This is a genomic window from Streptomyces sp. RerS4 (assembly GCF_023515955.1).
GTDB lineage: Bacteria > Actinomycetota > Actinomycetes > Streptomycetales > Streptomycetaceae > Streptomyces.
On record NZ_CP097322.1, the window covers coordinates 4,866,890 to 4,893,316 of the forward strand.

The following is a 26,427-nucleotide window of genomic DNA, read 5'->3' on the forward strand; positions in this document are numbered from 1 at the left end:
CGCCAGGAGAGGAATCCGCCATGCCCGAAATCTTCGTCAACTACCGCACCGGCGACGAGGAAGCCACCGCCACCCTCATCGAACGAGAGCTCTCCCGCCGGTTCGGGGACGACCGCGTCTTCCGTGCGAGCAAGTCGATCCGCCCCGGACAGGCCTTCCCTCGGGAACTCCTCACGGCGGTGCGCCGCAGCAGCGTCCTGCTCGCCGTGATCGGCGAGAAGTGGGTCACGGCCCCGGGTCGGTCCGGACGTCCGGCCCTCGAAGACCCGCAGGACTGGACGCGCGTCGAGATCCGGGAGGCGATCGAATGCGGCGCGCACGTCGTCCCCGTACTGGTGGGCCGCTCCACCCGTCTCGAACGCGGCATGCTGCCAGCCGAGTTGGCGGAGCTGGCCGACCACCAGTACCGCCGGTTCGACCACCGCAACGCCGAGAGCGATCTGAGGCGGCTCGGTGACGACCTGGCCGAGCTGGTCCCCCGACTCGCCGGGGCCGACCGTACGCCCCCGCAGGCCGGCACCGACACGGACGCCGATCCCACGGGCGCCACCCGCATGCGGGTCCGCGACATCCGCCACGAACAGCGCGGAGGCATCGGCTTCCTCAACGGCAACCTCGACAGCTTCATCAGCGAACCGAACGGCCCGATCCACACCGGCTCCGGAGCCCAGTACAACGGCCCCTCCTTCAACGGCGAGGGGATGGGCGTGAACTTCGTGGCCGGCGACAACTCGGGCGGCATGCGCCAGTACGTCGAAAGCGCCGACGACCACCGCACCCCGCGCAACCGGGACCACGACCGTGACCGCGACCACGACCGCGCCGAGCGCCGCCGGGACGAGGCGTGATGACGGAAGACGGTTCCGAAGACGCCACCGAGGGCAGGGCCGGCCCGACGCACACCGGCTCCGGGCCTCAGACCAACAACTACTCCTTCCACGCCGCCCCGCACCGGCAGCGGCCGGACCCGCTGTCCATCGCCCGCGAGCGGCGCAGGGATCTGCGCCGGCGCTTCGTCCGCCCGCCCCGCTTCGGTGAAGCGGCCCACCGGATCGCGGAGCCGGGAGCGGTCGTCCTGCTCCGGGGGTCGCCGGGCACCGGGCGCCACGCCGCGGCGACCGTACTCCTGCACGAGGCGCCCGACCAGGTCTCCGGTCCACAGGGGCGGTTCGAGGAACTCACGGTGGCGCGGCCTGATGACACCCTGGACGCCGGCCCTCGCGACCGCTTCCTTCTCAACCTCTCCGCTGTCTCCTCCGCCGACTACATCGAGGCACAGCAATCCCTCGCCCTGTACCGGTCGGCCGTCGAAGAGGCCGGGGCCCGGCTGGCCGTCGTCCTCCCGTCGGGCCTGGACCACCTCCTGGATCCGCAGTTCGAGCCCCTCGTCGTACTCCTGGAACGGCCCCACGGTCCCGCGGTCGTGCGACGCTCCCTGCGCCTGGCGGGCATCCCCTTCGAGGACGAGGACCTGCGTACCGAGGCACTGACCCGGTTCTTCGCCGACGATCCGATGCGTGAGCTGGCCCGCTTCTGCGCGACCGTCGATCGCGCCCGCGCCGGTGGCCGCCACGGAAACGCGTTCCGCGCATGGGCCGACGAAGCCCTCGGCGCCGTCACCCACCGAGCGGCCGAGGCAGCCCAGCAGATCAAGGAGGTGAGGTCCGCCGAGGGCCGCGCCCTCCTCCTCAGCACCGCGATGCTGCACGGCTTCCCGGCGGACACGGTCTTCCACAGCCGAAGCAGGCTGCTGCGGGCGCTGGGACACCGCCCCGAGGACGACGGAACGGACGCGGCCCTCTTCGTACGCGACGACCTGCTCGACGAGCTGACACGACTGCGCATCAGCAGGGACGCACGGGGGCTGGTCACCTTCGACCACCTGGAATACGACGCGGCGATCCGCCGCCACTTCTGGCTGCACTTCCCCGACCTGCGTCGGACCTTCGGAACCTGGGTGGAGGACGTCCTCGCGCAGGGCGACGTCACCGACACGGACCAGCAGGCACTGACCGAGCGGTTCGTCGAACGGATCCTCGATTCCGGGGGGCCCGCCGAGATCTTCGACCTCGTACGGCGCTGGACCGACAGCGACTCGCCCCGCCCCCTGCACGCGCCGGCCGCGACCGCGCTCGAAGTGGCTCTCGCCGACGAACGCCACGTCAGAAAGGTCTTGGACCAGATCCGGACCTGGTCACGGGAACCCACTCTCCCCGACGGTCTGCTGCGCGCGCTCACCGACGTCTGCCGGGACCCGATGTCCGCGACCCACCCGTACCACGCGGTCGTCCGACTCCATCACCTGGCACATCACCCCGCGGGCGGGAGTGCGCGCGAGGCGCTCTTCGCCCTCGTGGCGAGTGACCCGAGGCTCCTGCGCTACCTGCACCGGCGCATCGCGGCCTACCTCGGCCCCCGTTCGCCGGGCAACATCGCCCTCCTCCTCGACCTCTACGAGGACGCGGTGCTGCCAGCCGACCTGCCCTGGCCGGACCTGGCCAAGGTCTGGCGCGCCGCGATGGACTTCAGTGACCGGCACGACTGGGCCCCGCTCGTGCACCGCTGGCTCAGCGCCGTCCTGCGGATACCCGAAGAACGGCGCGAGGCGGCCCTCGGCGTTCTGGTCGACGCCGTCGCGGGCAGCGATCGGCACGGCAACCAGCTGTACACCTCCACATGCCACTGGGCGGCCGGCCGGCCGGAGCGCACCGCGACCGCGACGTGGCTGCGCCACGGCATCGACGTCGCCCAAGGACTCGTCCCGGACGAGGCCGTCCCCTCGCCCGAGTCGGAAGGAGTGCGATGAGCACGTACCTGCCGTGGATCTTCCTGGCGGTGACGCTGGGGGCGGCGGTGGCACTGATCCTGGTGAAGCGCGCGGAACGCGCCCGGCTGCGTGCCCGCGTCCACCATCAGCAGTCCACCGAGACGGCGTCCGAACCCCAGCAGCCCGCCGAGCCTCCTTTCCAGGAGATCCACTTGGAGCGGGTCGCCGTCCCCAGCTCCCTGCCCGACTACGACTTCCTCTTCTCGGCGTCCGTCTGGTGGCGCCCCGCCGGTACCCAGGGCACGGTGCCGCACGGCAACCGTTCCGGCCTCGCCGCGGCCCATGTGATCAGGCGCGCCCAGGAGTTCACGCGCAACGAACGTCCCGAACGCCACGGGGCCGTCCAGTACCTCCTGGAGGAAGCCCTCGGCACCCACACCCTGGACGACACGGCCACCCTGGTCGTGATGGCCACGGACGTCACCCTGGCCTTGGTCCCCGAGGACCGCGACCGACTCCGCAAACTGGCGGGCCTGCGCAAGGAAGAGGACACCTGGGAGCAGGAGCGCCAGTACGAGCGCAGTCGACGCAAGTACCTGGCCGACGAGGTACTCCAGACCCCGGGCAGCGCGGCGGTGTGGTGGCTCTCGCGGCACGAGGAAGACATCGAGCGCGCCGTGGAACTCCTCGGCCCCTTCGCACAGCTCTCGGCGGCGTCGAACAACACCGAGGTGGCCACCCTCTTCCGACACCTGGTCGAACGACCGTCGACCCCGACTGAGGAGCCCACCGTGGACGTCCTCACCTGTGTGACGGCCCTCCTGGACCTCCTCGACCTGTCCCCCGACTCCCCGGACGGAGAGGCCTTCCTCCTCCGCCTCGAAGCCTGGCTCGACTCGGTCGACCGCTCAGAAGAAGCCGCCCGCCTCCGCGCCCACTTCCTCCCACCCACCCCCGAGGAGTAGCCGCCCGCACATACGCGAAGACCCCGTCTCAGCGAACTCGCTGATGGCGGGGTCTTTGGGCACTTCATGCGAAGTGCCCCCGGCAGGATTCGAACCTGCGCACACGGCTCCGGAGGCCGTTGCTCTATCCCCTGAGCTACGGGGGCGTGTCGTTCGCTGTGCGGCGACGGGTTGAACACTACCAGCTCCCGCGGGGTGATCAGGAACGGATTCCGGTGGGACGGGGAGGTCGGTCGCCCGGAGGGGGTGGAAGTGGCGAAAACCCGGACGCGGGGGCTTAGGGCAACCTACTCTCAAGGTGTGCCAGGCGCCCCGCGCCGGGTGCTTGTTGTCGACGACAACAAGGTCATCCGGCAGCTGATCAAGGTCAATCTCGAGCTGGAGGGCTTCGAGGTCGTGACCGCGAACGATGGTGCCGAGTGTCTGGACATCGTCCACCGCGTGTGTCCCGACGCGATCACCCTTGATGTGGTCATGCCCCGGCTGGACGGGTTCGGGGCCGCCGCGCGGTTGCGGGCCGATCCGCGGACGCGGCATCTGCCCGTCGCCATCGTCAGTGCCTGTACGCAGCACGAGGTCGAGGCCGGCATCGCCGCCGGGGTGGACGCGTTCGTCGCCAAGCCGTTCGAGCCCGCCGAGCTGGTGCGGGTCGTGCGTCGGCTCGTGGAGCGCAAGGAGCGGTGGGAGAGGAAAGGGGAGCCCGCCGGGCGCGGGGGGAGGTAGGGAGCCCCCTGTTCACATGGCGAAACCCGATGCGTGACCCGGGGGCTTCTCCCCTACGCTGGGTGGCGTGACCCCCGCCGACCTCTCTCGTGCCGTCGTACGCGCCGTACGCCGTGCCGTCGAGGACGGGGAACTGGCCGGTCCCGCCCCCGCGCGGATCGTCGTCGAGCGGACGCGGCCCGGAGGGGTGGGGGAGTACGCCACCCCGGTCGCCTTCCAGCTCGCGAAGGGTACGCCGCACCGCCCCGCCGACGTGGCGCGGGAGCTCGCGTCCCGCCTGGCCGGCGAGCCCGGCATCACCCGGGTGGAGGTCACCGGCCCCGGGTTCCTCAACTTCACCCTCGCCCCCCGCCCCGCCGCCGACCTCGTACGCGAGGTGCTCGGCCGCGGCCTTCGGTACGGGTATGCCGAGGACGCGTACGAGGCCACCGCGGCGAGCACGCCCGCCCCCGGCCCGCGCGAGCGCGCCGTACGCGAGACCGTCGACCGGATCCGGGCGAGCCAGGGGCAGGGCCCCGCCGCGCCCCGCGTCGCACCTCTCGCGCACCGGGACCTCGACGCCCCCGCCCGCTACGGAGCCGACGCCGCCCGGTGGGCCATGCTCGCGACCCCCGCCCGCGAGACCCCCCAGTTCGACGCGAGCCTCCTCGTCCAGGACGAGTCCAACGAGTTCTTCCTGGTGCGGTACGCCTTCACGCGCGTCCGGGCCTTGGTCCGGGAGGCCCGCCGACTCGGATGTGAGGGGGAAGTAGGGGAAGCAGGGGGAGAACCCGCCCACGGGCAGCGCGTGCTCGCGCTGCTGGGGGAGTATCCCCTCGTCCTCGAAGCCGCCGCCTTTCACCAGGCGCCCGAGCGGATCGCGCGGCACCTCGTCGCCGTCGCCGACGCGCTCCTCGACTTCCAGTACGCGGTCCTGCCCATCGGGGACGAGAAACCCTCGGCCGCCCACCGCGCCCGGCTGGCCCTCGCCGAAGCCGCCGGGACGGTGCTGGCCGGCGGCCTGGCCCTCCTCGGCATAGCCCCACCCGACAGCTTGTGAACCGCTGAACCGCTGAACCGCGAAGAGAGATACCGATGAGCCGCTCCGCCCATCCCGCCGGGCCCCGCCACGCCGACGTCCTGCCCGAGGGCCACTACGCGCCCCCGCCGGCCGACCTGAACGCGCTGGACGAGAAGGTCTGGGCCCGGACCGTGACGAGGAACGACGACGGGATCGTCACCGTCGGCGGCATCGAAGTGACCCGCCTCGCGGAGGAGTTCGGCACCCCCGCCTACTTCCTCGACGAGGAGGACTTCCGCGCCCGCTGCCGCGCCTGGGCGCACGCCTTCGGCAAGGACGCCGACGTGTTCTACGCCGGCAAGGCCTTCCTCTCCAAGGCCGTCGTGAAGTGGCTCAAGGAAGAAGGCCTGAACCTCGACGTCTGCTCCGGCGGCGAGCTGACCACCGCCCTCGCCGCCGGCATGCCCGCCGACCGGATCGCCTTCCACGGCAACAACAAGTCGGAGGACGAGATCCGTCGGGCCGTCACGGCCGGGGTCGGCCGGATCGTGCTCGACTCCTTCCAGGAGATCGCCCGCGTCGCGCACATCGCCCGTGAGCTGGGCGTACGCCAGCCCGTGCAGATCCGCGTCACCGTCGGCGTCGAGGCGCACACCCACGAGTTCATCGCCACCGCCCACGAGGACCAGAAGTTCGGCATCGCCGTCGCCGACGGCTCCGCCGCCGAGGCCGTCCGGCGGGCGCTCGGGCACGACAGCCTGGAGCTGCTCGGCGTCCACTCCCACATCGGGTCCCAGATCTTCGACATGGCCGGCTTCGAGGTGTCCGCCAAGCGGGTGGTCCGGCTGCTGGCCGCCGTCCGCGACGAGCACGGCGTGGAGCTCCCCGAGATCGACCTCGGCGGCGGCCTCGGCATCGCGTACACCTCCGCCGACGACCCGCGCGAGCCCCACGAGATCGCCAAGGCGCTCACCGAGATCGTGGCGCGCGAATGCGAGAGCGCCGGCCTGAAGGCCCCGCGCATCTCCGTCGAGCCGGGCCGCGCCATCGTCGGCCCCACCGCCTTCACCCTCTACGAGGTCGGCACGATCAAGCCCCTCGAAGGGCTGCGCACGTACGTCTCCGTCGACGGCGGCATGTCCGACAACATCCGCACGGCCCTCTACGACGCCGAGTACGCCGTCACCCTCGTCTCCCGCGTCTCCGACGCCGAGCCCATGCTGGTCCGTGTCGTCGGCAAGCACTGCGAGAGCGGTGACATCGTGGTCAAGGACGCGTTCCTCCCCGCCGACCTGGCGCCGGGCGACCTCCTCGCCGTTCCGGCCACCGGGGCGTACTGCCGCTCCATGGCCAGCAACTACAACCACGCCCTGCGCCCGCCGGTCGTGGCCGTGCGCGACGGGCAGGCGCGGGTGATCGTCCGCAGGGAGACGGAGGAGGATCTCCTGCGTCTGGACCTGGGGTGATTCCATTGTTTTCCGGACCGGGGTTCCGACCCTCAAAATAGGTGTCTCACTCAATGGACCGAGGATGGAAAGTCCTGTCCATTGAGTGAGACTGGTTCACACCTGACGCGCAAACCGCGCGCCGGGAGCGAAGAAGATCGAAAGGCGTAGGTCAAATGATGCGTACGCGTCCGCTGAAGGTGGCGCTGCTGGGCTGTGGAGTGGTCGGCTCAGAGGTGGCGCGCATCATGACGACGCACGCCGACGATCTGACGGCGAGGATCGGCGCCCCGGTCGAGCTGGCCGGCGTGGCCGTGCGGCGCCCGTCCAAGGTCCGCGAGGGCATCGACCCGGCCCTGGTCACCACCGACGCGACCGCCCTCCTCAAACGGGGCGACATCGACGTCGTCATCGAGGTCATCGGCGGCATCGAGCCCGCCCGCACCCTGATCACCACCGCCTTCGAGAACGGCGCCTCCGTCGTCTCGGCGAACAAGGCTCTCCTCGCCCAGGACGGCGCCGCGCTGCACGCCGCCGCCGAGCAGCACGGGCTGGACCTCTACTACGAGGCCGCCGTGGCCGGCGCGATCCCGCTGGTCCGCCCGATGCGCGAGTCCCTCGCCGGCGACAAGATCAACCGGGTGATGGGCATCGTCAACGGCACGACGAACTTCATCCTCGACAAGATGGACTCGACCGGCGCCGGCTATCAGGAGGCGCTCGACGAGGCCACCGCCCTCGGCTACGCCGAGGCCGACCCCACCGCCGACGTCGAGGGCTACGACGCCGCCGCCAAGGCCGCCATCCTCGCCGGCATCGCCTTCCACACCCGGGTGCGCCTCGACGACGTCTACCGGGAGGGCATGACCGAGGTCAGCGCCGCCGACTTCGCCTCCGCCAAGCGCATGGGCTGCACCATCAAGCTCCTCGCGATCCTGGAGCGCGCGGCCGACGGCGAGTCCGTCACCGCCCGCGTCCACCCGGCGATGATCCCGCTCAGCCACCCGCTGGCCTCCGTCCGCGAGGCGTACAACGCCGTCTTCGTCGAGGCCGAGGCCGCCGGGCGGCTGATGTTCTACGGGCCCGGCGCGGGCGGCTCGCCCACCGCGTCCGCGGTCCTCGGCGACCTCGTCGCCGTGTGCCGCAACAAGCTCGCCGAGGCAACGGGGCCCGGCGAGTCGGCGTACACCCAGCTGCCGGTCAGCCCCATGGGGGACGTCGTCACCCGCTACCACATCAGCCTCGATGTGGCGGACAAGCCGGGCGTCCTCGCCCAGGTGGCGACGACCTTCGCGGAGCACGGAGTCAGCATCGACACCGTCCGCCAGCAGGGCAAGGACGGCGAGGCCTCCCTCGTCGTCGTCACTCACCGCGCGCCCGACGCCGCCCTCTCGGGGACCGTCGAGGCGCTGCGGAAGCTGGACACCGTGCGCGGTGTCGCCAGCATCATGCGTGTTGAAGGGGAGTAAGGACCCATGAGCAGCAATCGCACCCACCAGTGGCGCGGGATCATCGAGGAGTACCGGGACCGGCTGCCGGTCACGGACACGACCCCGGTGGTCACGCTCCGCGAGGGCGGCACTCCCCTCGTCCCCGCGCAGGTGCTGTCCGAGCGCACCGGCTGCGAGGTCCACCTGAAGGTCGAGGGCGCCAACCCCACCGGGTCCTTCAAGGACCGCGGCATGACCATGGCCATCACCAGGGCCAAGGAGGAGGGCGCGAAGGCCGTCATCTGCGCCTCCACCGGCAACACCTCCGCCTCCGCCGCCGCGTACGCGGTGCGCGCCGGCATGGTCTGCGCCGTCCTCGTGCCGCGCGGCAAGATCGCGCTCGGCAAGATGGGTCAGGCGCTGGTGCACGGCGCCAAGATCCTTCAGGTGGACGGCAACTTCGACGACTGCCTGGACCTGGCCCGCGCGCTGTCCGACAACTACCCGGTGGCGCTGGTCAATTCCGTCAACCCGGTGCGCATCGAGGGTCAGAAGACGGCCGCGTTCGAGATCGTCGACGCGCTCGGCGACGCCCCCGACATCCACGTGCTGCCCGTCGGCAACGCCGGCAACATCACGGCGTACTGGAGGGGCTTCAAGGAGTACAAGGCCGACGGCCTTGCCTCCCGTACGCCGCGCGTGTGGGGTTTCCAGGCCTCCGGCTCGGCGCCGATCGTGCGCGGCGAGGTCGTCAAGGAGCCGCACACCATCGCCACCGCGATCCGCATCGGCAACCCGGCCTCCTGGGAGTACGCGCTCGCCGCGCGCGAGGAGTCGGGCGGCTTCATCGATGAGGTGACGGACCGTCAGATCCTGGCCGCCTACCGCCTGTTGGCCGCGCAGGAGGGCGTCTTCGTGGAGCCCGCCTCGGCCGCGTCGGTGGCCGGGCTGCTGAAGGCCGCCGAGGCCGGTCTCGTCGACCCGGGTCAGACGATCGTGTGCACCGTCACCGGCAACGGCCTGAAGGACCCCGACTGGGCGGTCGCCGGCGCTCCGCAGCCGATCACCGTTCCGGTGGACGCCGAGGCCGCGGCCGTGCGCCTCGGCCTGGTCTGACACCGGGCCCGGCCCGACCCTGAGGCCCACGCCCCGTCGCCGGGTTCCGGAACCATCCGGAACCCGGCAACTCGGCCCGTACGACACGAAAAGTCAACGGAAGCCCTCGGAAGCCGACGGAAGTCGACGACACGCATCGTGCGCCTCCTGTGCGCCCTATGTCGCGAGAGAACCTTCCTTCGATACGCTGTACTTACATCCGCCACCGCGCATATGACCGCGGTGCTGCCCCAAGGGCCTTCGGGTGTCGTGCGTTCTCCAGTACATTCGCAGCGAAGATCCCGCACCGCCGCCAGATCTCGCACAGTCACAAGGAGTGTCATCGACCGATGGCAGGTCCAGCGTTCCGCGCCGCCGCCGTACGAGTGCGCGTCCCCGCCAGCAGTGCCAACCTCGGCCCCGGATTCGATGCCTTCGGCCTGGCCCTGGGGCTCTACGACGACGTGGTCGTCCGCGTCGCCGACTCGGGCCTGAACGTCGACATCGCGGGTGAGGGCGCCGACACCCTCCCGCGCGACGAGAGCCACCTCCTCGTGCGCGCCATGCGCACCGCCTTCGACCTGCTGGGCGGGCAGCCGCGCGGCCTGGAGGTCGTCTGCGCCAACCGCATCCCGCACGGCCGGGGCCTCGGCTCCTCCTCCGCCGCGATCTGCGCCGGCATCGTCGCCGCCCGCGCCGTGACCATAGGCGGGGAGGCCAAGCTCGACGACGCGGCGCTCCTGGAGCTGGCCACCGAGATCGAGGGTCACCCCGACAACGTCGCCGCCTGTCTCCTCGGCGGCTTCAGCCTCGCCTGGATGGACGGCGGGAGCGCCAGGGCGATCCGTATGGAGCCGGCGCGTTCCATCGTTCCGGTGGTCTTCGTCCCCGCCAACCCGGTCCTGACCGAGACCGCGCGGGGCCTGCTCCCGCGCACGGTGCCGCACGTGGACGCGGCCGTGAACGCGGGCCGCGCCGGTCTGCTCGTCGAGGCCCTGACCAGGCGCCCCGAGCTGCTGCTGCCCGCCACCGAGGACCGGCTGCACCAGGAGTACCGTCTCCCCGCGATGCCCGAGAGCGTCGCGCTCGTGGCCCGACTGCGGGCGGACGGTATCCCCGCGGTCATCTCCGGCGCCGGCCCCACGGTCCTCGCGCTGGTCGACAACGACGCGGCCGACAAGGTCGCGCGGCTCGCGGGCGAGGGATGGGCGGCGAACCGGCTCGCCCTCGACACCGCGGGCGCGAGCGTCCTTCCGCTGGGCACCCAGGGCGGGCAGTCCGTGTCGTAGCGACACGGCCCCGTCCGGGCGGGCGGCCGGGCAGGCCGCCGGCCCGCGGAAGGGGCGATTGCCGGTGATTGAGAGGGGGAATGTCTGTTGGATCCGGTAGTGTTAATCTCAAGTGCGCATCCGAAGCCGCCATGGCTCGGTGCTCAGTGTCCCCATCCGGGACCACCTTTCTTCCGGGAGCCTCCCCGACTGCTTTGATCGCTGCCAGCAGTTTCGAGCACGCTCCGGAATCGGCGTGACATTCCCACGCTTCCAGCTCGGGGCTTCTCGCCGGAACCACCCACGCACGTTTCTCTCCGCCGTACATCTTCCGGCGGACCACCGCCCCGGCACGGTCCACACCTAGGACCGTTGTCGGACAGCACAACCGGTCGCCGAGCCAGACAGGCCGACGTCCGCTCCAGGGAAGGACCCTTCGTGAGCGACACCACCGATCTGATGGGCGCTGCCGACACCAACGTCGACACCAGCGCTCCCGCCGCGGGCGCCGCCCCCAAGCGACGCCGCTCCGGCACCGGCCTTGAGGGCATGGTCCTGGCCGAGCTGCAGCAGGTCGCGTCGGGCCTCGGTATCAGGGGCACCGCGCGGATGCGCAAGAGCCAGCTGATCGAGGTCATCAAGGAGGCGCAGGGCGGCAGCGCTGCCAGGCCGCGGCCCCCGCCGCGGACGCCGCCGAGACCAAGCCGAAGCGCCGCGCCACCAGCAAGGCCCGTACGGGCGAGGCCGCCGCGCCCGCCGAGAAGCCCGCCGTCCCGGCGCAGATCGAGATCCCGGGCCAGCCGGCGGGCAGCCCCGCCCGCACGGGCGAGGCCGAGCGCGCGGCGGAGGACGCCCCGGTCGGCGAGCGCCGCCGCCGTCGGGCGACCGCTCCCTCGGGCAGCCCCGAGTCCTCGGCCCCCGCCGCCGTCGTGCAGGTCGAGCAGAAGACCGAGACCGCCCCCGTCGCCACGCAGACCGAGGTCAAGGCCGAGGCCGCCACCGCGATCTCCACGCAGGGCCAGGGCCAGGCGCAGGAGGGCGAGGGCCGCACCCGTCGTGACCGCCGTGACCGCGGCGAGCGCGGTGACCGTGCCGAGCGCGGTGACCGTGCCGAGCGCGGCGACCGCCAGGGCCGTCGCGAGCGGGGCGCCAAGACCGACGAGCAGGGCGGCCAGCAGCAGGGCGGCCAGGCCGGCCAGGGCGGCGGCCGTCAGGACCGTGCCGACCGCCAGCAGCAGGGCGGCCGGGGTCAGGGCCAGCAGGGTCGTCAGGACCAGGGTCCGCAGGACGACTTCGACGGCGAGGACGGCCGTCGCGGCCGTCGCGGCCGCTACCGCGACCGTCGCGGTCGTCGTGGCCGTGACGAGTTCGCGCCGAACGAGCCGCAGGTCGCCGACGACGACGTGCTGATCCCCGTCGCGGGCATCCTCGACATCCTCGACAACTACGCGTTCATCCGGACCTCGGGCTACCTGCCCGGCCCGAACGACGTGTACGTCTCCCTCGCCCAGGTCCGCAAGGCCGGTCTGCGCAAGGGTGACCACACCACCGGTGCGGTCCGTCAGCCCAAGGACGGCGAGCGCCGCGAGAAGTTCAACGCGCTCGTGCGCCTGGACTCCGTCAACGGCATGGCGCCCGAATCCGGCCGAGGCCGGCCGGAGTTCCAGAAGCTGACCCCGCTCTACCCGCAGGACCGGCTCCGCCTGGAGACCGACCCGGGCGTGCTGACCACCCGCATCATCGACCTCGTGTCGCCGATCGGTAAGGGTCAGCGAGGCCTGATCGTGGCCCCGCCGAAGACCGGCAAGACCATGATCATGCAGGCGATCGCCAACGCGATCACCACCAACAACCCCGAGTGCCACCTGATGGTCGTCCTGGTCGACGAGCGTCCGGAAGAGGTCACCGACATGCAGCGGTCGGTCAAGGGCGAGGTCATCTCCTCGACCTTCGACCGCCCGGCCGAGGACCACACCACCGTCGCCGAGCTGGCCATCGAGCGCGCCAAGCGTCTCGTGGAGCTGGGCCACGACGTGGTCGTCCTGCTGGACTCCATCACCCGTCTGGGCCGCGCGTACAACCTCGCGGCGCCCGCCTCCGGCCGCATCCTGTCCGGTGGTGTCGACTCGACCGCGCTCTACCCGCCGAAGCGCTTCTTCGGTGCCGCGCGCAACATCGAGGACGGCGGCTCGCTGACCATCCTGGCCACCGCGCTCGTCGACACCGGCTCGCGCATGGACGAGGTGATCTTCGAGGAGTTCAAGGGCACCGGCAACATGGAGCTCAAGCTCGACCGCAAGCTCGCCGACAAGCGCATCTTCCCGGCCGTCGACGTCGACCCGTCGGGCACCCGCAAGGAGGAGATCCTCCTCAACAGCGAGGAGCTCGCCATCGTCTGGAAGCTGCGCCGGGTGCTGCACGCGCTCGACTCGCAGCAGGCGATCGAGCTGCTGCTCGACAAGATGAAGCAGACGAAGTCGAACGCCGAGTTCCTGATGCAGATCGCCAAGACGACCCCGGCCGGCAAGAACGACGACTGACCGGATCGCCGCGCACCACGACCGCCCCCGCCGCACCTCGCGGCGGGGGCGGTCGTGCGTTCGCCCCCGCCCCGCGACCTCCCCGAGACCTCCCTGTGACCTTTGACGCACTCGACCACCGCGCGAGTCGTGGAACCCTGGAACCCGCTCGTCCGTCTGAGTGAAAGAGGGCGGGTCAAGCAGGGGTGTACCGGACGGCAGGACTGAGGAGAGCATGAGCGAGGAACGCAGGGGGCGCGGCCGCCGTGCCGTCACACGGCGCCGACGGAAACCCCCGCGCCGCCGGGGCTTCGTGCTCGCCGCCTGGATAGCGGCCGGCGTGGTCCTGCTGGGCGGCGCCGGCCTGGGATACGTCTACTTCAAGCTCAACGGCAACCTGAAGAGCGTCGACATCGACCAGGCCCTCGGCAAGGACCGCCCGGCCAATGTCGACAACGGCTCGATGGACATCCTCGTCCTCGGCTCCGACTCCCGGGACGGCGCCAACAGCCAGTACGGCTCGGACGACGGCGGCTCGGCCCGCTCCGACACCGCGATGATCGTCCACCTCTACGAGGGGCACCACCAGGCGAGCGTGGTGTCCATCCCCCGCGACACGATGCTCCCGCGCCCCGCCTGCACCACCGCCAACGGCAAGACCAACGCGGGCAGCAAGCGGGCCCAGTTCAACGAGGCCTTCACGATCGGCGGGGCCGCCTGCGCGGTGAAGACCGTCGAGAAGATGTCGGGGATCCGCATGGACCACTACATCGAGGTCGACTTCACGGGCTTCAAGAAGATCATCGACAACCTCGGCGGGGTCCCGCTGACCACGACGAAGCCGATCAAGGACAGCGGCAGCCACCTCGACCTCCCGCCCGGCGCCCACACCCTCAACGGGGAGCAGTCCCTCGGCCTCGTCCGGACCCGCAAGAGCGTCGGAGACGGCAGCGACCTGGGGCGCATACAGCTCCAGCAGGCCTTCATGAAGGCGCTGATCAAGCAGGTCAAGGGCATCGGCGTCTTCGACAACCCCAAGCGGCTGCTCGACCTCGCGGACTCCGCCACCAAGGCCATCACCACCGACAAGCCGCTGGGTGACGTGAAGTCCCTCATGGGCTTCGCCCAGGGCCTCCAGGGCATCGGTGCGGAAAACATGCACATGATCACCCTGCCGGTGATGGGCGACCCGCTCGACGACGACCGCGTGGTGCCGCTCACCAAGGAGTCCCAGATGGTCTGGGACGCCCTCCTGGCCGACCGGCCGATCCCCGCGCAGGCGACGGAGAAGTCCGCCGGCGACAAGAGCGCGGCCGGGGCGATCGTCCAGTAGGTGCCGGGGGCGCAGGCGCGAGCGGGGGCGCGGGAGCCGGCCGGAACGGGTCCGGAATAGATGGCGTGTCGTCCCCGTTGAGGGGAGCGTTCTCAGAATTTTGACAGGCGGCCCGGTCCTGGCAGACTGGTCTGTCGGCCCCGGTTCACGCAGTGCGCAATTCGGCTCCTGCGACCCGGCGCCCTCCCGAATCTAGGAGACACCTTGAAGCGCGATGTTCACCCCGAGTACGTCGAGACCCAGGTCAGCTGCACCTGTGGCGCGTCGTTCACCACCCGTAGCACCCTGACCGAGGGCACCATCCGTGCCGAGGTCTGCTCCGAGTGCCACCCGTTCTACACGGGCAAGCAGAAGATCCTCGACACCGGTGGCCGTGTGGCCCGCTTCGAGGCCCGCTTCGGCAAGGGTGCGGCCAAGAAGTAGCGCGACCCAGGCGCCGGTCACCGGCCGCCCCCTGACCACGCGGGGGCGGCAGGACCGGCGCCTTTGTCGTCGTTCAGCCCAGCCCAGCCATTTTTGACTTTCACCACAGGAGCACCCGATGTTCGAGGCGGTCGAGGAACTGATCGGCGAGCACGCCGATCTTGAGAAGAAGCTCGCCGACCCGTCGGTCCACTCCGATCAGGCCAACGCCCGCAAGCTGAACAAGCGCTACGCGGAGCTGACTCCGATCGTCGCCACCTTCCGCGCGTGGAAGCAGACGGCCGAGGACATCGAGACGGCCAAGGAGCTGGCGGCCGACGACCCCGACTTCGCCGCCGAGGCCAAGGAACTGGGCGCGCAGCGCGAGGAGCTCACCGAGAAGCTCCGCCTGCTGCTCGTCCCGCGCGACCCCAGCGACGACAAGGACGTGCTCCTGGAGATCAAGGCGGGCGCCGGCGGCGACGAGTCCGCCCTGTTCGCCGGTGACCTGCTGCGCATGTACCTGCGCTACGCCGAGCGCGTGGGCTGGAAGACCGAGATCATCGACTCCACCGAGTCCGAGCTCGGCGGCTACAAGGACGTCCAGGTCTCCGTCCGCACCAAGGGCGGCAACGGCGCCACCGAGCCCGGCCAGGGCGTGTGGGCCCGGATGAAGTACGAGGGCGGCGTGCACCGCGTCCAGCGCGTGCCGGCCACCGAGTCCCAGGGCCGCATCCACACCTCCGCCGCCGGCGTGCTCGTCACCCCGGAGGCCGAGGAGGTCGAGGTCGAGATCAACGCGAACGACCTGCGCATCGACGTGTACCGCTCCTCGGGCCCCGGCGGCCAGTCCGTCAACACGACCGACTCCGCCGTCCGCATCACGCACATTCCGACCGGCGTGGTCGCCTCCTGCCAGAACGAGAAGAGCCAGCTCCAGAACAAGGAGCAGGCCATGCGCATCCTGCGCTCGCGTCTGCTGGCCGCCGCCCAGGAAGCCGCCGAGCAGGAGGCCTCCGACGTGCGTCGCAGCCAGGTGCGCAGCGTGGACCGGTCCGAGAAGATCCGTACGTACAACTTCCCGGAAAACCGGATCTCGGACCACCGGACCGGTTTCAAGGCGTACAACTTGGACCAGGTGCTCGACGGCGACCTCGACTCGGTCATCCAGGCCTGTGTCGACACGGACTCCGCGGCGAAGCTCGCGGCCGCGCACTGACCCTCGCTCCACCCCCCGTACGACAGCAGCCCGGAGGACCAGCGTGAACTTGCTGCTTGCCGAGGTGGCCCAGGCCACCCAGCGGCTGGCCGCCGCCGGCGTGCCCTCTCCGCGTTTCGACGCGGAGGAGCTCGCGGCCTTCGTGCACGGCGTCAAACGGGGGGAACTGCACCACGTCAAGGACGCGGACTTCGACGCCCGCTACTGGGAGGCCGTCGCCCGCCGCGAGGCGCGCGAGCCGCTCCAGCACATCACCGGCCGCGCCTTCTTCCGCTACCTGGAGCTCCAGGTCGGCCCCGGGGTGTTCGTGCCCCGGCCCGAGACCGAGTCGGTCGTGGACTGGGCCATACAGGCCGTCCGGGCGATGGACGTGGTCGAGCCGCTGATCGTGGACCTGTGCACCGGCTCCGGCGCCATCGCGCTCGCCATGGCCCAGGAGGTGCCGCGCTCGCGCGTGCACGCCGTCGAGCTGTCCGAGGACGCGCTGCGGTGGACCCGTAAGAACGCCGAGGGCTCACGGGTCACCGTCCACCAGGGCGACGCGCTGAGCGCGCTGCCCGAGCTCGACGGACAGGTCGACCTGGTCATCTCCAACCCGCCGTACATCCCGCTCACCGAGTGGGAGTACGTCGCCCCCGAGGCCCGCGACCACGACCCCGAGATGGCGCTGTTCTCCGGCGAGGACGGCCTCGACACCATCCGCGGGATCGAGCGCACCGCCCACCGCCTGCTGCGACCCGGCGGCATCGTCGTCATCGAGCACGCCGACACGCAGGGCGGCCAGGTGCCGTGGATCTTCGCCGACGAGCGGGGCTGGGCCGACGCCGCCGACCACCCCGACCTGAACAACCGCCCGCGCTTCGCCACCGCCCGCAAGGCCCTGCCGTGAGCGCCACGCCCCTTTCCGCCACACCCCTGCTGCACGAGGAGTCCCGCTGATGGCCCGGCGATACGACTGCAACGACGCGACGGACCGCAAGACGGGTCTGCGTGAAGCGGCATCCGCAGTGCGCCGCGGCGAGCTCGTCGTGCTGCCCACCGACACCCTGTACGGGATCGGCGCGGACGCCTTCAGCGCCGAGGCCGTCGGTGACCTGCTCGCCGCCAAGGGGCGCGGCCGCAACATGCCCACGCCCGTGCTGATCGGCTCCCCGAACACCCTCCACGGGCTCGTCACGGACTTCTCCGAGCAGGCCTGGGAGCTCGTCGACGCCTTCTGGCCGGGCGGGCTCACGCTCGTCGCCAGGCACCAGCCGTCGCTGGCGTGGGACCTGGGGGAGACCCACGGGACCGTCGCCGTACGCATGCCCCTGCACCCCGTCGCGATCGAGCTGCTGACCGAGGTCGGCCCGATGGCCGTCTCCTCCGCGAACCTGTCGGGGCACCCGGCGCCCGAGGACTGCGACGCCGCGCGCGCCATGCTGGGCGACTCCGTGTCCGTGTACCTGGACGCCGGCCCGACCCCGAGCACCCTGCCGTCGTCGATCGTCGACGTCACCGGGAAGGTTCCCGTCCTGCTGCGTGCGGGGGCGCTGACCGCCGAGCAGCTGCGGGAGGTCGTACCCGACCTCGAGGTGGCTCCGTGAGCCCTCAGGGGCGTGGCATAGCCGACGGGGGCCTGCCGGCCGCCGCCGGGGGAGAGTCCTTCCGCATACTCCACGTCAGCACCGGCAACGTCTGCCGCTCGCCCATCACCGAGCGGCTGACGCGACACGCCCTGTCGCACCGGCTGGGGGGCCTCGTGACCGGAGACCTCATCGTGGAGAGCGCGGGCACCTGGGGCCACGAGGGGGCGCCGATGGAGGCCAACGCGGCCGCCGTCCTCGCCGACTTCGGGGCCGACGCGTCCGGGTTCACCGGGCGGGAACTGCTCGACGAGCACGTCATACGCGCCGACCTGGTGCTCACCGCCACGCGGGACCACCGGGCGCAGGTCATCTCGATGGGGCACTCGGCGGGCCTGCGCACCTTCACGCTGAAGGAGTTCACGCGGCTCGTGCGGGCGATAGATCCGGCCACGTTGCCGCCGCTGGACGAGGGGATGGCGGAGCGGGCGCGGGCGCTGGTGCGGGCTGCCGCGGCGCTGCGGGGGTGGCTGCTCGCGCCGTCCGCCGACGCCGATGAGGTGTACGACCCGTACGGGGCGCCGATCACCTTCTTCCGCTCGATCGGCGACGAGATCAACCAGGCCCTGGACCCCGTCGTCACCGCCCTGACGGGCGTCACCGCTTCGCGCTGAGGCAGGCTGGGGCAGTACGCCGGGGCCGGCGGTCCGGCCGGCCGGAAATGTGGCGGGGCGGGCGGTTCGGGGGGTGGGGGCCTACAGTGGCTGGTACCTGATGGGCAGCCCTCTGGAGTCGCGCCATGAGCGTCATCACCCCGCCCACGGACCTGCTGCGGCAGCAGGATCCGCAGATGGCCGACGTACTCGCCGGAGAGGCGCAGCGGCAGGCGACCACGCTCCAGATGAGCGCCGCCGAGAACTTCACCTCGCCCGCCGTCCTCGCCGCCCTCGGCTCCGCGCTCGCCAACAAGTACGCCGAGGGCTATCCCGGCGCCCGCCACCACGGCGGCTGCGAGTACGCCGACCTGGCCGAACGCACCGCCATCGAGCGCGCCAGAGCCCTCTTCGGCGTCGAGCACGCCAACGTGCAGCCGCATTCCGGTTCCTCCGCAGTCCTCGCCGCCTACGCCGCCCTGCTGCGCCCCGGCGACACCGTGCTGGCCATGGGCCTGCCCTACGGCGGCCACCTCACCCACGGCTCGCCCGCCAACTTCTCCGGCCGCTGGTTCCACTTCGTCGCCTACGGGGTCCACCCCCGCACCGGCCTCATCGACTACGAGCAGGTTCAGCGCCTCGCCCGTACGCACCGGCCGAAAGCCATCGTGTGCGGGTCGATCTCCTACCCGCGCCACCCCGAGTACTCGGCGTTCCGCGAGATCGCCGACGAGGTCGGGGCCGCGCTCGTCGTGGACGCCGCGCACCCCATCGGGCTGGTCGCCGGCGGGGCCGCGCCCAGCCCCGTCCCGTACGCCGACCTGGTCTGCGCGACCACGCACAAGGTGCTGCGGGGCCCGCGCGGCGGGATGGTGCTGTGCGGGGCGGAGTACGCCGAGCGGGTCGACCGGGCGGTGTTCCCCTTCACCCAGGGCGGCGCGCAGATGCACACCATCGCCGCCAAGGCGGTGGCCTTCGGGGAGGCCGCGGGACCGGACTTCGCCCGCTACGCGCACCGGGTCGTCGCCAACGCCCGCGCCTTGGCCGGCGCCCTGATCGAGCGCGGCTTCGGCGTGACGACCGGCGGCACCGACACCCACCTCATCACCGCCGACCCGGCTCGGCTCGGCCTCGACGGACCCACCGCGCGCGGCCGGCTCGCCGCCGCCGGGATCGTCCTCGACACCTGCGCCCTGCCGTACGGGGACCAGCGCGGGATCCGCCTGGGCACGGCGGCGGTGACCACCCAGGGGATGGGCGAGGCGGAGATGGAGCGCATCGCGGAGCTGTTCGCCGCGGCGCTGCGCGGGGCCGCCACGGAGACCCGTACGAAGGTCGGGGACCTGGCCCGGGGATTTCCCCCGTACGGGGGCCGATAGGGCCGGCGGGGACCGGCCGCAACCGGAACGGCCCCTCCGCGCGTCCTCGAACGAGGTGACATCGCGGCTAATGTGTGGGGCTGAGATGGCCGGCGATACATCTGGGGCAGCCCGTGCGTGAATATCTGCTGACGCTTTGCGTCACGGTCGCGGTGACCTATCTGCTGACCGGGCCCGTTCGGAAGTTCGCGATCGCGGCCGGCGCCATGCCGGAGATCCGCGCCCGCGACGTGCACCGCGAGCCGACTCCGCGGCTCGGCGGCATCGCCATGTTCGGCGGCCTGTGCGCCGGTCTGCTGATCGCCGACCACCTGCGCAACCTCAACGGCGTCTTCGAGCTGTCCAACGAGCCCCGGGCGCTGCTGTCGGGCGCGGCGCTGATCTGGCTCGTCGGCGTCCTCGACGACAAGTTCGAGATCGACGCCCTGATCAAGCTCGGCGCGCAGATGATCGCCGCGGGCGTGATGGTCATCCAGGGCCTGACCATCCTGTGGATCCCGGTGCCCGGCATCGGCACGGTCTCCCTCACCCAGTGGCAGGGCAACCTGCTCACGGTGGCGCTCGTCGTGGTCACCATCAACGCCGTGAACTTCGTCGACGGCCTCGACGGGCTCGCCGCCGGCATGGTCTGCATCGCCTCCACCGCGTTCTTCCTCTACGCCTACCGGATCTGGTTCGGCTACGGCATCGAGGCGGCCGCCCCCGCGACCCTTTTCGCCGCCATCCTGGTGGGCATGTGCCTGGGCTTCCTGCCGCACAACATGCACCCCGCCCGGATCTTCATGGGCGACTCCGGCTCGATGCTGATCGGCCTGGTGCTGGCGGCGTCGGCCATCTCCATCACGGGGCAGGTGGACCCCGACACGATGGCCCTCTTCGCCGGTGGTGAGCGCAATGCCACGCACGCGATGCTGCCGGTCTTCATTCCGTTGCTGCTGCCGTTCACGATCATCGCGATTCCCTTCGCCGACCTGATCCTGGCCATCGTGCGGCGTACGTGGAACGGTCAGTCGCCTTTCGCGGCGGACCGCGGGCACCTCCACCACCGCCTGCTGGAGCTCGGCCATTCGCACAGCCGGGCCGTGCTGATCATGTATTTCTGGTCCGGGCTGATCGCCTTCGGCGCGGTCGCGTATTCGGTGCATTCGGCCTCGATGTGGATCGTGCTCGCCATCGCGGCGCTGAGCGCGCTGGGCCTCGTCCTGCTCCTCCTGCCGCGGTTCACGCCGCGTGCGCCGCGGTGGGCCGAGGGCCTGGTCCCGCCCCGCTACCGGCACTCCGAGCGGGCCGCGGAGGCGGCCGTACGCCAGGACGAGGCGGTGGAGCCGGAGCCGGCGCGGCCGATCGCGGCGGGGGTGGCGGGCGTCAACGGCGCGACCGCCGTGGGCCCCCGTTCGCGCCTCCCCGACCGACGGAAGGCCGGATCGGCGCGCTGACGCGACGCGTCGATGTCCGACATGGAAGCCCTTTAGCAGACAAGACGGGTTCCTGTCGTGCACACACGGGCGGGTTAGCTCTCATGTGTGACAGTCAGCACACCCGACAGGTAAAGCTCTCATCAAATAGTTTGTGATACCGTTCACTAAACCCGGTGACAGAGCCGAAGGACCGTAGTGCGACGGTCCCTTGGCCCGAGGCTCTCACTCGGACCGGGATTACGCTCGTCCCCGTACGAGTTCCCGTACGAGTCCGTGCCCCCACCACCACGCGGAGCAAACCGCCATGCGGTCAGATGACGTCCGATCCCTCCTGCAAACCGCTGTACCCACAGCTGCCGCCGGCGCCATCGCCGCCGTGATCAGCGCGTTGGTCGTCGGCGGCAAGGGGGCCGTCGGAGCCGTCGTGGCGACCGTGGTCGTGATTCTCTTCATGGGCATCGGATTCGTCGTTCTGCAGCGCACGGCGAAATCCCTGCCGCATCTGTTTCAGGCCATGGGCCTCATGCTCTACGCCACGCAGATCCTGCTGCTCTTCGTCTTTCTCGCCGTGTTCAAGAACACGACGCTCTTCCACCCCCGGGCGTTCGCCATCACGTTGGTCGCCACCACTCTCGTGTGGATCGGCGCACAGACGCGTGCCCATATGAAGGCCAAGATCCTCTACGTCGAGCCGGACTCGACGAAGGGCGAAAAGCCCGAAAATCCGGGATCGAAGTCGTGAGGGGTAGGGCCGGGATAAGGGCGCGTTCGAGATCCTGCTATCGTCCGGTTCCAACTGCGGCACTGCGGGCGCGGGCATCTGAGCTGACGCCTGTTCCATCGCGAGGCTCGATGCCTGAATGCCGCCCCCACATCCGTTACACCAGTCCAGTGCCGAACCGCGGCCTCGCGCCGCGCCGACACAACGAGGTTGCCGTACCTATGCGCCACGCTGAAGGAGCCCGCGGTGAGTGCTGACCCGACGCAGGTCCTCGCCTTCGAGACCGACTGTCACATCTTCGACGGATGTGGCTTTCCCGGACCGGGCCTGCACTCGTTCCTCTTCGAGCCGCTGTGGGGCGAACCCGGCACGACCAGCACGTACTTCAACAAGCCGATGCTGCTGGCCCTGCTGGGCTCGGTCATCATCGTCGGCTTCTTCTGGGCGGCCTTCGCCAAGCCGAAGGTGGTCCCCGGCAAGCTCCAGATGGTCGCCGAGGCCGGCTACGACTTCGTGCGCCGCGGCATCGTCTACGAGACGCTGGGCAAGAAGGAGGGCGAGAAGTACGTCCCCTTCATGGTCTCGCTGTTCTTCTTCGTCTGGATCCTGAACGTCTGGTCGATCGTCCCGGTGGCTCAGTTCCCGGTGACCTCGATCATCGCGTACCCGGCCATCCTGGCCCTCATGGTCTACGTCGTCTGGATGTCGGTCACCTTCAAGCGCCACGGATTCGTCGGTGGCCTGAAGAACCTCACCGGCTACGACAAGAGCCTCGGTGGCGTGCTGCCGCTGATCATGGTCATCGAGTTCTTCTCGAACGTCCTGGTCCGCCCCTTCACGCACGCGGTCCGACTCTTCGCGAACATGTTCGCCGGTCACACCCTGCTGCTGCTCTTCACGATCGCCAGCTGGTACCTGCTGAACGGCATCGGCATCGCCTACGCCGGTGTGTCGTTCGTGATGGTGATCGTGATGACCGCCTTCGAGCTCTTCATCCAGGCCGTCCAGGCGTACGTCTTCGTCCTCCTGGCCTGCAGCTTCATCCAGGGCGCGCTGGCCGAGCACCACTGAGCCAGGCCCAACCGCCGCTCAGCCCCCGTATTCGTCCGGTGGCCAACCCCCACCGGTCCGTGAAAGAGAAGGAAGAACTGGCATGTCCCAGACCCTTGCCGCCGTCACCGGCTCCCTCAGCTCCGTTGGTTACGGTCTCGCGGCCATCGGCCCCGGCGTCGGCGTCGGCATCATCTTCGGTAACGGCACCCAGGCCCTCGCCCGTCAGCCCGAGGCTGCCGGCCTGATCCGCGCCAACCAGATCCTCGGCTTCGCCTTCTGTGAGGCGCTCGCCCTGATCGGTCTGGTCATGCCGTTCGTCTACCCGAGCTCCTGATCCTCGGTCTCGACGAACAGCCCACTAGACGAAAGGCACTGATGTGAACCTCATGGTTCTCGCGGCCGAGATGGAAAACCCTCTCGTTCCGCCGATCCCCGAGCTCGTCATCGGTCTGATCGCCTTCGTCATCGTCTTCGGCTTCCTCGCGAAGAAGCTCCTCCCGAACATCAACAAGGTTCTGGACGAGCGCCGCGAGGCCATCGAGGGCGGTATCGAGAAGGCCGAAGCCGCTCAGATCGAGGCCCAGAGCGTGCTGGAGCAGTACAAGGCCCAGCTCGCCGAGGCCCGGCACGAGGCCGCGCGCCTGCGCCAGGACGCGCTGGAGCAGGGCACTGCGCTCAAGGAAGAACTGCGCGCAGAGGGCCAGCGGCAGCGTGAGGAGATCATCGCTGCCGGTCACGCCCAGATCGCGGCAGACCGCAAGGCCGCCTCTCAGGCGCTGCGTCAGGACGTGGGCAAGCTCGCCACCGACCTGGCCGGAAAGCTCGTCGGCGAGTCCCTTGAGGACCACGCTCGCCAGAGCCGCACGATCGACCGCTTCCTCAGCGAGCTTGAGGAGAAGGCCGAGGCCGCCCGATGAACGGAGCGAGCCGCGAGGCGCTGGCCTCCGCGCGCGAGCGTCTCGACGCGCTGACGGACAACACGTCCGTCGACGCGGCGAAGCTCGCCGGTGAGCTGGCAGCCGTCACCGCGCTGCTCGACCGTGAGGTCTCGCTGCGTCGGGTCATCACGGACCCGGCGCAGTCCGGCGAGGCCAAGGCCGAGCTGGTCGGCCGGCTGCTGTCGGGCCAGGTGGGCGGGGAAGCCCTCGACCTGGTCTCCGGCATGGCGCGCTCCCGCTGGTCGCAGTCCCGCGACCTGGTGGACGCGCTGGAGGAGCTGGCGGCCACCGCCGACCTCACGGCGGCCCAGCAGGGCGGCGCGCTCGACAACGTCGAGGACGAGGTCTTCCGGTTCGGCCGGATCGTCGCCTCGAACACCGAGCTGCGCAGCGCGCTGACCGACCGTGCGGCCACCGCCTCCGCCAAGAGCGAGCTGCTGCGCAGCCTGCTCGGCGGCAAGGCGAACGCCGTCACCGAGCGCCTGGTCGTCCGTCTTGTCACGCACCCGCGTGGACGTAGCCTGGAAGCGGGACTGGAGTCCCTTTCCAAGCTCGCCGCCGAGCGCCGTGACCGCATGGTCGCCACCGTGACCAGCGCGGTTCCGCTCAGCGACGTGCAGAAGCAGCGTCTCGGCGCGGTGCTGGCCAAGCTGTACGGCCGCCAGATGCACCTGAACCTCGACGTGGACCCCGCGGTCCTCGGCGGGATCACGGTGCGGGTCGGCGACGAGGTCATCGACGGCACCATCGCGGAGCGCCTGTCCGAGGCGTCCCGTCGCATGGCCGGCTGACCAGCCACCAACAGAACAAAAGCATTCCTAGCGGCCCGGTTGGGCCGTGCAGAACTTGCAGAAGATTCCTGGGGGTCGCCCCCAGACCCCTAAGAAGCTTCAGGCCCAACAAGGAGAGCAGGGAACCCAGATGGCGGAGCTCACGATCCGGCCGGAGGAGATCCGGGACGCACTGGAGAACTTTGTCCAGTCGTACCAGCCGGACGCGGCCTCGCGCGAGGAGGTCGGAACGGTCAGCGTTGCCGGCGACGGCATCGCGAAGGTGGAGGGCCTGCCCTCCGCCATGGCGAACGAGCTGCTGAAGTTCGAGGACGGCACCCTCGGTCTCGCCCTCAACCTCGAGGAGCGCGAGATCGGTGCGATCGTCCTCGGCGAGTTCAGCGGTATCGAGGAGGGCCAGCCGGTGCAGCGCACCGGTGAGGTGCTCTCCGTAGGCGTCGGCGAGGGCTACCTCGGCCGCGTCGTCGACCCGCTCGGCAACCCGATCGACGGCCTCGGCGAGATCGCGACCGAAGGCCGTCGCGCCCTCGAACTGCAGGCCCCGGGCGTCATGGTCCGTAAGTCTGTGCACGAGCCCATGCAGACCGGCTACAAGGCCGTCGACGCGATGGTGCCGATCGGCCGTGGCCAGCGTCAGCTGATCATCGGTGACCGTCAGACCGGCAAGACCGCTCTGGCCGTCGACACGATCATCAACCAGCGCGACAACTGGCGCTCGGGCGACGTGAACAAGCAGGTCCGCTGCATCTACGTCGCCATCGGCCAGAAGGGCTCGACCATCGCGTCCGTTCGCGGCGCCCTGGAAGAGGCCGGCGCGCTCGAGTACACGACGATCGTCGCCGCCCCGGCGTCCGACCCGGCCGGCTTCAAGTACCTGGCGCCCTACACCGGTTCCGCCATCGGCCAGCACTGGATGTACGCCGGCAAGCACGTCCTGATCATCTTCGACGACCTGTCGAAGCAGGCCGACGCCTACCGCGCCGTGTCGCTGCTGCTGCGCCGCCCGCCGGGCCGTGAGGCCTACCCGGGTGACGTCTTCTACCTGCACTCCCGTCTGCTGGAGCGTTGCGCGAAGCTCTCCGACGACATGGGCGCGGGCTCGATGACCGGTCTGCCGATCGTCGAGACCAAGGCCAACGACGTCTCGGCGTTCATCCCGACCAACGTCATCTCCATCACCGACGGCCAGTGCTTCCTGGAGTCCGACCTGTTCAACGCGGGCCAGCGCCCGGCGCTGAACGTCGGTATCTCGGTCTCCCGCGTCGGTGGTTCCGCGCAGCACAAGGCCATGAAGCAGGTTTCCGGCCGTCTGCGCGTCGACCTGGCCCAGTACCGTGAGCTGGAGGCGTTCGCCGCCTTCGGTTCCGACCTGGACGCCGCCTCGAAGGCCTCGCTGGAGCGCGGCAAGCGCATGGTCGAGCTGCTGAAGCAGGGCCAGTACCAGCCGATGCCCGTCGAGGAGCAGGTCGTCTCCGTCTGGGCCGGCACCACCGGCAAGATGGACGACGTTCCGGTGAACGACATCCGTCGCTTCGAGTCGGAGCTGCTGGAGCACCTGCGCCGCGAGCGCAAGGACCTCCTCACCTCCATCGCCGACGGCGGCAAGATGTCGGACGACACCCTGTCCTCCATCGCCGACGCCATCGCCGGCTTCAAGCGGCAGTTCGAGACCTCGGACGGCAAGCTCCTGGGCGAGGACGCGCCGGCCGTCAACGTCTCCAAGTGACGACGGAAGGGACCTGA

Annotated in this window: 23 protein-coding genes, 1 tRNA gene and 1 pseudogene; 24 read left to right on the forward strand and 1 reads right to left on the reverse strand. The window is 70.6% G+C overall.

What is annotated here, in order from left to right; translation table 11 throughout:
• Positions 1-20 precede the first annotated feature (20 nt).
• From M4D82_RS22725 to M4D82_RS22735, 3 genes are read left to right on the forward strand one after another with little or no spacing between them, the layout of a single operon-like run.
• Positions 21-848 carry a toll/interleukin-1 receptor domain-containing protein gene (locus M4D82_RS22725; RefSeq protein ID WP_249767802.1) on the forward strand — a complete coding sequence of 276 codons (828 nt, stop codon included), beginning with the start codon at positions 21-23 and terminating at the stop codon, positions 846-848.
• The gene (locus M4D82_RS22730; RefSeq protein WP_249767803.1) at positions 848-2,806 is read left to right on the forward strand and encodes a hypothetical protein; all 1,959 of its coding nucleotides are present in this window, start codon (positions 848-850) and stop codon (positions 2,804-2,806) included. The genes M4D82_RS22725 and M4D82_RS22730 overlap by 1 nt, the downstream gene beginning before the upstream one ends.
• Entirely contained in the window at positions 2,803-3,732 is a 930-nt protein-coding gene (locus tag M4D82_RS22735) for a hypothetical protein (protein ID WP_249767804.1), read from the forward strand. The genes M4D82_RS22730 and M4D82_RS22735 overlap by 4 nt, the downstream gene beginning before the upstream one ends.
• A 74-nt stretch (positions 3,733-3,806) precedes the next feature.
• Here the strand turns inward: M4D82_RS22735 and M4D82_RS22740 are convergent.
• Positions 3,807-3,878 (reverse strand) — tRNA-Arg (locus M4D82_RS22740).
• Between the two features lie 100 nt (positions 3,879-3,978).
• Between M4D82_RS22740 and M4D82_RS22745 the strand changes: the two genes are divergently transcribed.
• From M4D82_RS22745 to atpA, 21 genes and pseudogenes are all read left to right on the forward strand, one after another.
• The gene (locus tag M4D82_RS22745) at positions 3,979-4,455 is read left to right on the forward strand and encodes a response regulator (RefSeq protein ID WP_249772059.1); all 477 of its coding nucleotides are present in this window, start codon (positions 3,979-3,981) and stop codon (positions 4,453-4,455) included.
• 67 nt (positions 4,456-4,522) lie between these two features.
• Entirely contained in the window at positions 4,523-5,494 is a 972-nt protein-coding gene (nrtL, locus tag M4D82_RS22750) for an ArgS-related anticodon-binding protein NrtL (RefSeq protein WP_249767805.1), read from the forward strand.
• A 35-nt stretch (positions 5,495-5,529) separates the two neighbouring features.
• The gene (gene lysA, locus M4D82_RS22755) at positions 5,530-6,921 is read left to right on the forward strand and encodes a diaminopimelate decarboxylase (protein ID WP_249767806.1); all 1,392 of its coding nucleotides are present in this window, start codon (positions 5,530-5,532) and stop codon (positions 6,919-6,921) included.
• 158 nt (positions 6,922-7,079) lie between these two features.
• The gene (locus M4D82_RS22760; RefSeq protein WP_249772061.1) at positions 7,080-8,369 is read left to right on the forward strand and encodes a homoserine dehydrogenase; all 1,290 of its coding nucleotides are present in this window, start codon (positions 7,080-7,082) and stop codon (positions 8,367-8,369) included.
• A 6-nt stretch (positions 8,370-8,375) separates the two neighbouring features.
• A complete protein-coding gene (thrC, locus tag M4D82_RS22765) occupies positions 8,376-9,446 on the forward strand; it encodes a threonine synthase (RefSeq protein WP_249767807.1) in 1,071 nt (356 codons plus the stop codon).
• Positions 9,447-9,775: 329 nt separating this feature from the next.
• Positions 9,776-10,714 (forward strand): homoserine kinase, encoded by a 939-nt coding sequence (gene thrB, locus M4D82_RS22770; RefSeq protein ID WP_249767808.1) that lies wholly within the window; start codon positions 9,776-9,778, stop codon positions 10,712-10,714.
• A gap of 417 nt (positions 10,715-11,131) precedes the next feature.
• Positions 11,132-13,233, forward strand: a pseudogene (rho, locus tag M4D82_RS22775) (transcription termination factor Rho).
• A gap of 214 nt (positions 13,234-13,447) precedes the next feature.
• Positions 13,448-14,545, forward strand: coding sequence for an LCP family protein (locus M4D82_RS22780; RefSeq protein WP_249767809.1), 1,098 nt, complete (start codon positions 13,448-13,450; stop codon positions 14,543-14,545).
• Between the two features lie 204 nt (positions 14,546-14,749).
• A complete protein-coding gene (gene rpmE / locus M4D82_RS22785; RefSeq protein WP_007266580.1) occupies positions 14,750-14,968 on the forward strand; it encodes a 50S ribosomal protein L31 in 219 nt (72 codons plus the stop codon).
• 118 nt (positions 14,969-15,086) lie between these two features.
• Complete coding sequence (gene prfA / locus M4D82_RS22790; protein ID WP_249767810.1) at positions 15,087-16,166, forward strand: peptide chain release factor 1; 1,080 nt, start codon at positions 15,087-15,089, stop codon at positions 16,164-16,166.
• A gap of 43 nt (positions 16,167-16,209) precedes the next feature.
• A complete protein-coding gene (prmC, locus tag M4D82_RS22795) occupies positions 16,210-17,055 on the forward strand; it encodes a peptide chain release factor N(5)-glutamine methyltransferase (RefSeq protein WP_249767811.1) in 846 nt (281 codons plus the stop codon).
• A gap of 49 nt (positions 17,056-17,104) precedes the next feature.
• Complete coding sequence (locus tag M4D82_RS22800) at positions 17,105-17,752, forward strand: L-threonylcarbamoyladenylate synthase (protein ID WP_249767812.1); 648 nt, start codon at positions 17,105-17,107, stop codon at positions 17,750-17,752.
• Positions 17,749-18,405, forward strand: a complete 657-nt coding sequence (locus M4D82_RS22805) for an arsenate reductase/protein-tyrosine-phosphatase family protein (protein ID WP_249767813.1) — start codon at positions 17,749-17,751, stop codon at positions 18,403-18,405. Before M4D82_RS22800 ends, M4D82_RS22805 begins: the two co-directional genes overlap by 4 nt.
• Before the next feature lie 125 nt (positions 18,406-18,530).
• Entirely contained in the window at positions 18,531-19,763 is a 1,233-nt protein-coding gene (gene glyA, locus M4D82_RS22810; RefSeq protein ID WP_249767814.1) for a serine hydroxymethyltransferase, read from the forward strand.
• Positions 19,764-19,864: 101 nt separating this feature from the next.
• Complete coding sequence (locus M4D82_RS22815; RefSeq protein ID WP_249772063.1) at positions 19,865-21,199, forward strand: MraY family glycosyltransferase; 1,335 nt, start codon at positions 19,865-19,867, stop codon at positions 21,197-21,199.
• Between the two features lie 286 nt (positions 21,200-21,485).
• On the forward strand, positions 21,486-21,923 hold the full coding sequence (locus M4D82_RS22820) for a Cg1360 family ATP-synthase-associated protein (RefSeq protein ID WP_249767815.1): 438 nt from the start codon (positions 21,486-21,488) through the stop codon (positions 21,921-21,923).
• Between the two features lie 210 nt (positions 21,924-22,133).
• Complete coding sequence (gene atpB / locus M4D82_RS22825; protein WP_249772065.1) at positions 22,134-22,973, forward strand: F0F1 ATP synthase subunit A; 840 nt, start codon at positions 22,134-22,136, stop codon at positions 22,971-22,973.
• Positions 22,974-23,055: 82 nt separating this feature from the next.
• The gene (gene atpE / locus M4D82_RS22830; RefSeq protein ID WP_007266589.1) at positions 23,056-23,289 is read left to right on the forward strand and encodes an ATP synthase F0 subunit C; all 234 of its coding nucleotides are present in this window, start codon (positions 23,056-23,058) and stop codon (positions 23,287-23,289) included.
• Between the two features lie 52 nt (positions 23,290-23,341).
• Positions 23,342-23,872: a F0F1 ATP synthase subunit B gene (locus M4D82_RS22835; protein ID WP_249772067.1), complete on the forward strand. Its 531-nt coding sequence runs from the start codon at positions 23,342-23,344 to the stop codon at positions 23,870-23,872.
• Positions 23,869-24,684: a F0F1 ATP synthase subunit delta gene (locus M4D82_RS22840; protein WP_249767816.1), complete on the forward strand. Its 816-nt coding sequence runs from the start codon at positions 23,869-23,871 to the stop codon at positions 24,682-24,684. The genes M4D82_RS22835 and M4D82_RS22840 overlap by 4 nt, the downstream gene beginning before the upstream one ends.
• 130 nt (positions 24,685-24,814) lie before the next feature.
• On the forward strand, positions 24,815-26,410 hold the full coding sequence (atpA, locus tag M4D82_RS22845) for a F0F1 ATP synthase subunit alpha (protein WP_249767817.1): 1,596 nt from the start codon (positions 24,815-24,817) through the stop codon (positions 26,408-26,410).
• The last annotated feature ends 17 nt before the right edge of the window (positions 26,411-26,427 follow it).